2 protein-coding genes are annotated in these 1,408 nt (G+C 60.2%); both read left to right on the forward strand.

Going from position 1 to position 1,408, the window contains the following annotated elements:
• The first annotated feature begins 167 nt into the window (after positions 1-167).
• The gene (locus ACWDNU_RS45810) at positions 168-1,019 is read left to right on the forward strand and encodes a hypothetical protein (RefSeq protein WP_449673444.1); all 852 of its coding nucleotides are present in this window, start codon (positions 168-170) and stop codon (positions 1,017-1,019) included.
• Positions 1,020-1,052: 33 nt separating this feature from the next.
• A partial coding sequence (locus ACWDNU_RS45815; RefSeq protein WP_449673445.1) for a hypothetical protein occupies positions 1,053-1,408 on the forward strand: 356 nt, incomplete at its 3' end.

Here is a 1,408-nt window from a genome sequence, read left to right on the forward strand (position 1 = left end):
CCGTGAGCTGCTGCCGAACCTGTGGGCGCCGATCATCGTGCTGGCGACGGTGAGCATCCCGGCCAACATCGGCCTGCCTCGCGACGGGGGCACCCCTTCCAACACTGGTGCAGACGCCCCAGGGGACAGCAGAACTGCAGGAATTCTTGAGTCGAGTAGTTGCACGCATGGACGAGATGCGCCCGTGGCCGACGCTACCGTATGTCCTCTTGCCCGAAGACAGTGTGTCGTCTTTCAAGGACGCCACTCCGATCGCGCGCATATCATCCAGCGTAGACGACATCCAGGCCCGGATATCGCGCGGATTCTACTGGGGAACAGAGTATGGAATCTTCCTTCCTCTGAAGATGCGGTCGGGGAGAATTATCGGCATGTTCACCCCATTCTGGGACGACAGCGACGACATCGTGCTCGTCGACGCGACACACGACCCCGAACCGAATGCCGTTATCGATGAACTACTGTCCGTCACGCGAATTGATCCCCAACGAGTTACCCGCCTGAGCGCCGATGCCCTGGAGCAGTTCACCGAGGACTACGCGACGACGCCGATTCAAGAAAACTTTCGCGGTGAGCACCTACCCGGAAACTCCGTATGGGGCGACAAGCGCGTCGTGTACTTGACACCCAGCGAACGGGAATCGTATCGGATCATCGTTCACGATGGATTTCTCTACGATGCTCGCGGGCAACTGATCGATACGAGCGATGCCCATACGCTGTGGTCTCCCGAGGGCGGACGGGCAATTTTCGTGATGGACGGTAGCGGCGATCTCTACTCCTCGCCGCACCACGTGCTCGGCGAATTTCATCACTCGAGTTTCCTCGCGGGTGAACCGGCGGCCGGCGCCGGCGAGATCGATGTCAGACAGGGGCGCGTTCGACTGATCAGCGATCAGAGCAGCCACTACCGCCCGGCGCGGCGCTACACCGAACAAGTCGTAGACAGCCTTGCCCGACAGGGTGTTCAAGTCGATGACCTTCAGGTCGAATATCACTCGCCACCGGACCAGCCGTAGAAACAGTGTCAGCCCGATACCGAAGGACGCGATATGCCTCATGACGGCCGCTTGGCTACCGGGGAACAGGTCATCGCCTATCTCCGATGGGTGCTGAACACACCCGGAGACTTCCTCATCTGGGAAACTCCGACCCACTGGGTTTGCCAGGAGAAGCCGCATCCCCCGGATGAGCGAACTATGTGGCAAGGCGACGGAACAACGCCACCGGACCCGGGCGGCGGGTACAAGGTGTACGGGATCGAGAAGAAGAACGCGCACGTTCATCTCATCGGCCAGAATCCACCGGATCACCCCGTCCACCTTCTCGATCGCGCGAACTGGGAAAATGCCTTCTTTCGCGTGGGGCAGATCCATCCGAAGCCGTGGCAGGTGGGAATTGATCTAGT

The sequence above is a fragment of the Amycolatopsis sp. NPDC003676 genome (assembly GCF_053587275.1).